General features: G+C 58.5%; 10 protein-coding genes. 4 read left to right on the top strand and 6 right to left on the bottom strand.

Annotated elements, in window-relative coordinates; translation table 11 throughout:
• Window positions 1-419 (bottom strand): hypothetical protein (locus EN742_RS38720; protein ID WP_210214458.1); only part of this gene is annotated, 419 nt, incomplete at its 3' end.
• Window positions 420-447: 28 nt separating this feature from the next.
• On the opposite strand from EN742_RS38720, the gene EN742_RS14380 reads away from it, so the two are divergent.
• Entirely contained in the window at window positions 448-675 is a 228-nt protein-coding gene (locus EN742_RS14380) for a peptidase dimerization domain-containing protein (protein WP_206629970.1), read from the top strand.
• A 72-nt stretch (window positions 676-747) separates the two neighbouring features.
• Here EN742_RS14380 and EN742_RS14375 read toward each other — a convergent pair whose 3' ends face one another.
• Window positions 748-1,248, bottom strand: a complete 501-nt coding sequence (locus EN742_RS14375; protein ID WP_236473430.1) for an invasion associated locus B family protein — start codon at window positions 1,246-1,248, stop codon at window positions 748-750.
• A 268-nt stretch (window positions 1,249-1,516) separates the two neighbouring features.
• Here EN742_RS14375 and EN742_RS14370 point away from each other — a divergent pair, with 268 nt between their 5' ends.
• The 3 genes from EN742_RS14370 (at window position 1,517) to EN742_RS14360 (ending at window position 4,000) form a co-directional block, all read left to right on the top strand.
• Window positions 1,517-2,620 carry an ISNCY family transposase gene (locus tag EN742_RS14370; protein ID WP_126057641.1) on the top strand — a complete coding sequence of 368 codons (1,104 nt, stop codon included), beginning with the start codon at window positions 1,517-1,519 and terminating at the stop codon, window positions 2,618-2,620.
• 155 nt (window positions 2,621-2,775) lie between these two features.
• Window positions 2,776-3,285, top strand: a complete 510-nt coding sequence (locus tag EN742_RS14365; protein WP_126057640.1) for a DarT ssDNA thymidine ADP-ribosyltransferase family protein — start codon at window positions 2,776-2,778, stop codon at window positions 3,283-3,285.
• 1 nt (window position 3,286) lies between these two features.
• Window positions 3,287-4,000, top strand: coding sequence for a hypothetical protein (locus EN742_RS14360; protein ID WP_091599555.1), 714 nt, complete (start codon window positions 3,287-3,289; stop codon window positions 3,998-4,000).
• 210 nt (window positions 4,001-4,210) lie between these two features.
• On the opposite strand, the gene EN742_RS14355 is transcribed toward EN742_RS14360, so the two are convergent.
• The 4 genes from EN742_RS14355 to EN742_RS14340 all read right to left on the bottom strand — a co-directional run.
• Entirely contained in the window at window positions 4,211-4,426 is a 216-nt protein-coding gene (locus EN742_RS14355; protein ID WP_126057639.1) for a hypothetical protein, read from the bottom strand.
• Window positions 4,423-4,623 carry a hypothetical protein gene (locus EN742_RS14350; protein WP_126057638.1) on the bottom strand — a complete coding sequence of 67 codons (201 nt, stop codon included), beginning with the start codon at window positions 4,621-4,623 and terminating at the stop codon, window positions 4,423-4,425. The genes EN742_RS14355 and EN742_RS14350 overlap by 4 nt, the downstream gene beginning before the upstream one ends.
• A gap of 25 nt (window positions 4,624-4,648) precedes the next feature.
• On the bottom strand, window positions 4,649-7,762 hold the full coding sequence (locus EN742_RS14345; RefSeq protein WP_091599561.1) for an autotransporter serine protease: 3,114 nt from the start codon (window positions 7,760-7,762) through the stop codon (window positions 4,649-4,651).
• A 398-nt stretch (window positions 7,763-8,160) separates the two neighbouring features.
• The coding region (locus tag EN742_RS14340) for a sigma 54-interacting transcriptional regulator (RefSeq protein ID WP_189375322.1) at window positions 8,161-8,890 on the bottom strand (730 nt) is incomplete at its 5' end.

Raw genomic sequence — 8,890 nt, 5'->3', positions numbered from 1 at the left:
GTCCAGATGCCAGAGATCTCATCGATGTGTTCGCGCCTGGGATGCCAAGGCCGCCCCGCGCGAAACGAAGGTCGGGGCCGGATAGGATGCATCCTCGCGAGTGTTTCGGGTCCAGGCACCGCCATGGATGAAGACCAGGACCGGGGCGGCCTTGGCATCCCAGGCGCGAACACATCGATGAGATCTCTGGCATCTGGACCGTATTTTGCCGGACGCGGCGGCATCGCGCGCCGGACCTCGGCGCTGGCGATGCCATCGCCTTCCTCCAGTTCCGCCATCCGCGGCGCCCAGAATGACTGGTCATACGCCGTATCCAGTTGCTCCTGTGTGTAGTCGAGGAATACCGACGCGGCTAAGGACTTGCCGACCGCTACGGCAGACAGGGACACGCCCGCCATGAGAAACGTTCTGCGCATCATTACTCTTCTCTCCCTCAGGACAGCCGCGATGATTGTAAAGGTGGGCGCGATCAATGCGGGGACAAAGTACGACGTAATCCCGGATGAGACCCTCCTCAAGGTCAGTGTACGGACGTTCGACGAGAATGTTCGTGCAAAGGTGAAGAAGGCGATCGAGCGGATCGCTGCCGCGGAGTCGGAAGCGTCGGGCGCCACTCGCCCGCCCGAGATCACTCAGGCCGAGACCGCGCGCTTCTCGCGCGTGGGGATTATCTGACCAAAATGTCGAAAAGCCGTAGTGGAACAAAGGAAAGTGACAACCGAGATCATCAGCCAGCCAGCCCCCAATCTAAGCCCCGAGCAGCACCTTCAACCTGTCCAGCGCCGCCGTCAAACCCTTCAATGAAACCGACAAGGGCACATCCTTCTGGTCGAGACTCTTAACCGTGACCTTGAGCGTTGTGCCCGTGCGCAGCGACGCGGCTGCTTTCGCGTCGAAGCTGAGGGGCACGAAGCAGCCGGCGGGCAGGCAGGTCGAGAAGGGCAGCGGCTTGCCCGCTTGCCCATCGTCGACCTGAAGCGTCGCGCCGACGGCGAGTTGCAGGCCGAAGGGCAGGACGAGATTGCCCGCAATGCCGTCCTCCTGCCCCTTGCCCAATTCGACCGCAAGCAGGCGCCGTCCGTTCTGCTGCGACTGCTGATAGGTAGCCGCGCATACCAGCGTCGGCGTGGCCTGGCAGGAGAGATCCCAGTCCTCATAGGTCTCCTTCAGCGAGGAAGCACCGCCCGGCAGCCCGGCTTCCTGAGCTGCCAACGACGCGGAAAGCGCCATGAGGGTGGCCGCGGCCACCGCACAAATCCTGGACGAATCCGACATCAGCAAAGCTCCGTTGCCCCCTTGTCGTGGAGCGCCGCGCGTGCCTTCGAGGCGAGAATGGCGCTCTATCCGATTGAAACGACGCGTCGGCCCGAAAATCGATGCCGATCTTCGGGCCGACGTATCTGCAACAATTACCCGACCGCGATGCCGCAGGCAAGCGTTCCGCTCCGGCGTGTCGTAAGCACATGATTTGTCCGGATTAGGTAGCACAGGAGTTGTCCGGTTTCATCGCCAGCGAATGGAAGCTGGGGATGAAGCGGGCAGCGTGGCTCCAGGACGGAGAATACAGAAGTTTCGGGACGTATTGAGCCGTTGGACTGGCGGCGATCTCTCGATGATGGAGGCAGGCGAGTTGCTGGGCATGTCGGAGCGGCAATTTCGGCGTTATCGCGACCGTTACGAAGAGGCCGGGGAGGCTGGGTTGCTGGACCGGCGTTTGGGCAAGCTTTCGACGCGCCGGGTGCCAGTGGAGGCGATCGAGGAGATGCTGGAGCTTTATCGCCATCGCTACCTTGGCTGGAACGTGAAGCATTTCCACGAGCACCTGCTGCGCGATCACGATTTCAGCTGGGGCTACACCTTCATCAAGACGCAGCTTCACGCGGCGGGCCTGGTGGAACGGGCCAAGCGGCGCGGTGCTCACCGGCGCAAGCGGGAAAGGAAGCCGTGCGAAGGGATGATGCTACACCAGGACGGCAGCCGTCATCAGTGGCTGGCGAGTGGGCCGATGCTGGATCTGATCGTGACTATGGACGATGCGACGAGCACGATCTATTCGGCCTTTCTGATCGAGGAGGAAGGCACGGCGTCGAGCTTCCAGGGACTTCTGGAGACCTTTGTCGCCAAGGGATTGCCGTCAAGCCTCTACAGCGATCGTGGCAGACACTATTTCGTGACGCTCAAGGCGGGCGGGGCTGTCGACAAGATTCGCATGACCCAGGTCGGTCGGGCGCTCGAGCGGCTCGGCATCGAACATATTCCAGCCTATTCGCCTGGAGCCAGGGGCCGCTCCGAGCGGATGTTCTCAACCTTGCAGGACCGACTGCCGAGGGAACTGGCACTGGCCGGCATGGCTGATATCGAGGCCGCCAACCGCTTCGTCGCACAGACCTATCTGCCGGCTCACAATGCCCGCTTCGCCAGGCCCGCCGCGGTTGAAGACAGTGCCTTTGTCGCCGCCGACCCGCAGCAATTGGCCCAGATCCTGTGCATCGAGGAGGAGCGCGTCGTTGCTCGTGACAACACGGTCGCCTTCGCGCGGCTGCGATTGCAGCTCCCGCACAGTCCGATCCGGGATGATGATCGTTGTGGAGCTGCCGTGCACGACGATTTCGAACCATAGTTGGCGATGTAGAATTCTATTTTAATCGTATAGAACAATTGAGAAACGTCGCCAATCTGAACACCTCGCCTCGGATCATGGCGTTCGGACGATGACTGCCGTAAGATTCCACCCGTGTGGGGCAAGGCTGCTACCGGCCTGCGACGGAGGGGAACATGGCAATTGATACTCTTGATAAGGTGCCGCTGCTCTATCACTTCACCGACCGGAGGAACCTGCCGGTGATTAAAGAAATGGGAGGACTCTATCCACTCGCGCAGCTTGACCAGAAGAAGGTCAAGGTTCCGGCACCGGGCGGCAATGAATGGAGTCGTGACGCCGACGCGTTGAAGGGAATGGGCAACTACGTCCACCTTTGCTTTCGTAGCACCCATCCGATGGAGTACGTTGCCCGGCAGGATGGGAGGATTACGGACACGATCTTTCTGCAAATACACCCCTCGGTAATGCAGTTCACGGGTGTTCGTTTTACCAACGATGTCGCGAACAAAGCTGGCGTCGAATCGATTCCTATCGGAGAGGCTGAACCGCTAATCGATTTTGAGATACTTTACACCCGAACGGACTGGAAGGATTCGGCGATTAAGGCGCGTCTCACTCAGGCGGAGAAATACGAGGTGTTGGTTCCCCATGTCATTCTGCTGGGCTTAATAAGGAACATTTAGAATGGCTGAGAGACCAGTCTTTATCCCTGCAACCGAGGACGAAGGTTACGTCAGGCGATTGGATTTCGAAATTCCGTGGGCCGGTGGCTTCGCTGAGGTTCAGAAGAAGAAGAATATACGGTCGCTGCATGAGGCCGCCAAGAAAGCCGGATATGCGCCGCTGCTAGAAGTGTCTAGCAAGTCTGATGAAGTCGCCGGCCAGCATCTTAGCGCGTTTCACCTGCGCGTGAGGACCAGCATCGGCGAGATACCGCTGGAGAACGCCTTTCAGGGAAGTAAGGTATTCGAGCGTGGCGGGCCGTACACCGATCTGTACGAGGTTGAACCGCGCGATGCGAAGCGCGAGCCACGACTCCGCGAATCCGGCGCACTGGTGGGCTTCAAATTCGACGGCTTCGAGTTCCCGCTAGAACCCACGACCGTGTTCTACGATTGGCTTTATCTCAATGCCATCTTTCCTCACCGTGTATGGCTCAAAAATCGAGTGGACGGCGAAATGCGGTATGCCGGTTTCACTGACATAGAGTTCAACCCTACCAAGTCGGTCAATTGTCAGGCGAAAACGTGCGCTCTGTTCGTAGTGCTCATGAGGGAGAACAAGCTGGAGCGCTACCTAAAAACGCCCGAGGTTTTCATTGCCGCGATGGCTGCTCATTCGCTTCGGCCGACCGAGCATCAACCTCATTTGAAGCAGGCCAGACTTAGGGTCGGCTAGCAGGCAGTAGCGCAATTTATTCGCTAGAGCAGCAAGGTCACTGCCGAGACCGCACGCCGGGTAACCGGTATCAGTACACCTGTCTTCGGCGTGTCATGGTCGGACCCCAGCCCCTCAGAGACAGAAATCGTACGCCGCTTCCTCGTTTCTCGAAGATCGACGCGTCCTTTACAATCCCTTCGATAGCGGCGGAAGCCCATGAGTTGCCTGTCAGGATTGAGTGTAGCCGCGGGCTCTCATGCAATCCTTGACGAGATTGCCTTGTTCCATACCCTTGACGATACGATCCCCGACACCGTCCCCGATTGCATCTGTCATCGTTTTCGGGCGGCTATTCGTTCCGATCGTCGCCGTCGCCATTTCCGACTGATACTTGCATTCAGTGTAGTCCTGCTGGGCAGCACTGCGCGGCGTCTCGTCCTTCACCCAGTTGCCGCCGTCGGACGTACTGCACCCGGCAGCGAAAGAAAGGCACCCTGCCAAATCGCAATTAGAATTACTTTGTTCACGAAACACTCCTTCCGGAAAGCAAAAGCAGCAATGGCCGAAGGATGGTCGGCCATTGCAAGGCGATAAGATCTTTCAATAGAGATGGCTGTCAGTTCGCTGCTGGAATCGGGCATGACATATCGCCCTCCCTTGCGGCGATTAAAACCGAACACTGAGTTTGGCGTTGAAGCCATGCTCCTGCGCGTCCGAGGCAAGCTGACCTTTATAGGTAAGCCCGATGGTTGCCTTGTCGGTAAGGTTGACATCGATACCAGCTTCGAAGACGGCAGCGTTCTTTGCGATTGGCGTTCCCTCCACGGCGAAGGATGAGCCGCCTGTGAAGGCAAGCGCCGTTTCAGGCACCACATCGCCGAACGCATGACGCCAGCCGATACCGCCACGGGCGGTTGTATTGACGGAACCAAGCGGGAAAGCGGTCGAGGCGCGCAGCCCTATCGTGGTGAATGTCGTGTCGCTCGACCGGTCTTTTCCGGAAAGCGCAGCGGCACCGCCATGCTCTGTGAAGCCATCCGCGTTGAAGTTCACATAGGCTAGGTTCGCATAGGGCTCGAAAGATACGGAAGCTGTATCCAGTCGAGAGCCGAGTTCGCCGAAAGCCTGGAACGTGCCGGCATGGTAATCGGCCGAAAGGCTGTCGGAGAAGCCCGGAAACGCCACCGACCTGCCGGTCTCGATGCGGTTCCACGTATAGGCAAGGCCGGAACGGAAGCTGTGAGGGCCACGCTGCGTGCCAGCGTAGATCCCGAGGTGATAATTGTTGCCTGAGCCGGAGGAGGCGCGATCATCCACATGGATGGACGTATGGCTATAACCGGCAAGAAGCCCGAGCCGCCAGCTTTCGCCGATGGCCGCATCGCCGCCTGCAATAAAGCCTCCCGTCGAGCGGTCGAGGCGAGCAGCGTTGCCGTCTCCGTCCAAATGTCCCCAGGCGCCGAAACCGCTGCCCCAGACGGCGAAGTTTTCGCTGGTCGCGGGAGCCAGTTCCGGGCCTTCCGGTCCATATGCCATGACCGGCACGGTTGATGCGCCCACGCCTGCGAACGCTGCGCGAATGCGATCGCCGGCGGCGTCACGGACGAAATGGCTGTCTTCGACAAAGGCGCTGTGAACGGAAGCATGGATCTCGCCCGAAAGCTGATCGAATGCGTTGCGGGATCCCTGTCCCGTCAGGAAGAGGATGTTGTCGTGGATCGTGTTGCCGGAACCAAGGGCTTCCGCAGCCGCGCCCACGGATCGCTGATTGAAGGTATTGCCGACATCGGCAAAGGTGACAGAATTGCGATCGACGTCGAGATAGACGTTGGTCGGGTCATAAGCGAGTTCGAAATCGACGAAGGGCGAGTCTGTAAAGAGGCCTCCTGTCAGCCCGCCGTAGGTCCCGATCACGCCGCCAGCGGCGGTCAGAAGCGTGTAGCGGGTATCGACTGAGAAATGCCCGGCACCTTCACGCACCAGGTTGACGCTCGCTCCCTTGTTGATGGCGGCACTGCCGGCAACGTCGATGAGATCTGAAGCCTTGCTCGGTGCGATACCCGCCAAATAGGTCGACCCGGCCTGCTGCACGAAGTCACCGTTGACGGTGAGCACTGCAACCCCCTTGCTTGGATCGAGCACGCTGCCAGGAGCGACGGTGCCGCCTGCGCCAACCGTAAGAGAGCCGACTGCACCGATACCCGTAAGGGTACCAGTAGCCGAGACGCCTACCTTCGAAACAATGCGGCCATCGACGGCGAGTATGCCTCCAAGCACCTTGGTCGGCCCGCTGTAGCTGTTTTCGCCGGACAGGATCAGCGCTCCTTCGCCGCGCTTCGTCAGGTCTCCGGCGCCCGAGATTGAATTCGACCAGATCGAGGAGTAGCCTTTGGTGTCGACGTCGAAGACGCCGGCGTAGCGGAACTCGCCCGGACCCTCGATCGCAACGCCGAGATTGAGCAGACCCTGGCCGAAGACTTGTTCATCCTCGAACCCTTTGGTGGTCGTCGTTGTCAGGAGGGTTTCAATGGTCTGGCGGGCGTTCATGTAAGGGAATGCCGACCGGATCACTGCCGCCGCGCCAGCAACATGCGGCGTTGCCATGGAAGTACCTTCCTCGTACTTATACGGGTTGTTCTTGTTCGCCCGATCCCCTTGTGGCCAGGTAGAATAAATGCCGTTCTCATCAATCGGATTATCGGGATCGGCATTAATATCGCCACCCGGAGCCGCGAGGCACCACTCTGCTGTGGCTCCGCATCTATTGCTATAGCTGGCAATCTTGCCATCCTTGCCGACAGCAACGACTGTTATCAGCGAGCCTGCCAGATCCGAGAAGTCGAGCTTCGAGACATCAGACCCGCTCACTATCTTGTATGTATTTGGGTTATTGAAATCGAAACCTTTGTTTGTTTGATCGTTTGTGTCGATGAACTTATAAAGATTTCCATCTTTGGTATTTTCTGGCGTTATTAACGGCAACGTGCCGATGCCGCTGGGAATCGCCGAAGCAGCGCCGGGTTGGTCGTCGGTACTGGCATCATTACCGGCGGCGAAGACGAGCACGATGTCCGCCTTAGCCGCCTTCTTCAACGTATTGTAGGTATCGACGAGATTGCTCGGATCATCATAGATGGCCTGATAGTCGAGAATCTCATAGTTTTTATTATCGATGGCATATCCCTTGCCATCGAGTTTCAGTTGGCCGTTCTCGTCCTTGAGATACCGCCCCAGCAACAGGCCTGGCCCGTAGCTCCCATTGAGCACGCCAGCTCCCGCACCAATCGCGTATTCGATCGCTTCATTGGTCGGGTCCATCTCGGGATCATCTGGGTCGCCGATATCCACTGCTCGAAGGGGCAATACTGTCGATTCATAGGCCACGCCCTGCATGCCCGTGCCGTCGCGCGCGGCGCCGATTATCCCCGCCACATGGGTCCCGTGTCCGTCAGGCACACCGTCTTTGTCGACAGAATGGCTGACGTCAGCCAAGCGTTTATCCGTCCCGAAGTTGTGCAGCGCCTTCGAAATGCGCGCCACGAATTCGGGATGGTTGATATCCAGTCCTGTATCCACAATCGCAACGACGACGCCCTTGCCCGTATAGCCTTTAAGGTAGGCGGGCAGGGCGTTGATCATACTCAGGCCCCAATTTCTGGAATATTCGGCATCTGCCACCGGCGCAGGCGACGCGACTGATTCCTGGGCCAAGGACAGATTTGGTGCGAAGAGCGCCGTTGTTGCTAAAAACAATTTGATCGTTCTGAAGCGCGTTGGCATGCTTAATCCCTATTCCCAAAACTACTTATTTCTTTCAGATCAGATTGGCGCGATATCGAGCGGCAAGCGATCAGCTTATGTATCGACCAGGTCCCGCCAGCGGAGATCTGCGCGTCGCCTCTACGCATGCTGGCGTGTCACCAATGATACATCGATTATTTCTGGATTTCAGGCACGTCGGATTGGATTTGCCCTTGCGGTGTAGAGCGAAGTTACTAGCCATAGGATTCCTCCTTCTTAGTTTTGTCAGCCGCAGAGCCCCAGTACGACTGGTGGTAGAAAGCACACGGCCGGAATCTTGGCAGCGCTGTTCACACCCACGTTCGTAAGGTGGCCGATGGGCTCGGCGCCAGAGCACCAATGCTTGACCTGCTCCAGCTCTTGCTCGGCGGGTTGTTTCAGAGACGCTTGATCTCGATGCCGTGTTTTCTCAGCACGTAGCCGATCTGGCGCGGGGTCAAACCGAGCAGGCGCGCCGCCTTTGCCTGCACCCAGCCACACTTTTCCATGGCGGCAATGACCGTATCGGCATCGGGCACCCTACCACGAGTCGTGGCAGGGCCTATCGGCGCTTGCCCGTCGCCGACGGGCGGGGCGGCACGGGCGGCGGAAGGCTCGATCGTAGTCGAGTTCTCTGACGTCGGCGGTCCGTTCTTCCACAGCGCCGCGGCCAAGCACTCACCCACGCAACAGGCAAAGTCAGTTCTGAGGATTGATGGACCCGTCGCCAGAACTGCCGTCCGTTGAACGCAGTTTTCGAGCTCTCGGATGTTGCCTGGAAATTCGCAATTCATTAGCACCTCAATCGCTTCGGGAGCGAAGGTCAGCGTGTGATCATTCTCAGTATTGAAATTCTTGAGAAACTGAGCGGCCAAGAGCGGAATATCACCTCGCCTTTCGCGCAATGCCGGCACGCGTAAAGTGACGACGCTGATGCGGTAATAGAGGTCTTGCCGGAACTCCTTGCGTTGAACTGCCTTTTCCAAGTCCCTGTTGGTTGCGGCAATCACGCGAACATCGACTTTAATGGTGTGGTTGCTGCCGACACGCTCAAACTCCTGCTCCTGCAGGACACGCAGCAGCTTAGCCTGGAACGAGCCCGATATTTCGCCAATCTCGTCCAGAAAC

Origin of the sequence: Mesorhizobium sp. M4A.F.Ca.ET.020.02.1.1 (genome assembly GCF_004022645.1) — a bacterium.
Taxonomy (GTDB): domain Bacteria; phylum Pseudomonadota; class Alphaproteobacteria; order Rhizobiales; family Rhizobiaceae; genus Mesorhizobium.
This window is presented reverse-complemented; position numbering and strand designations above follow the sequence as displayed.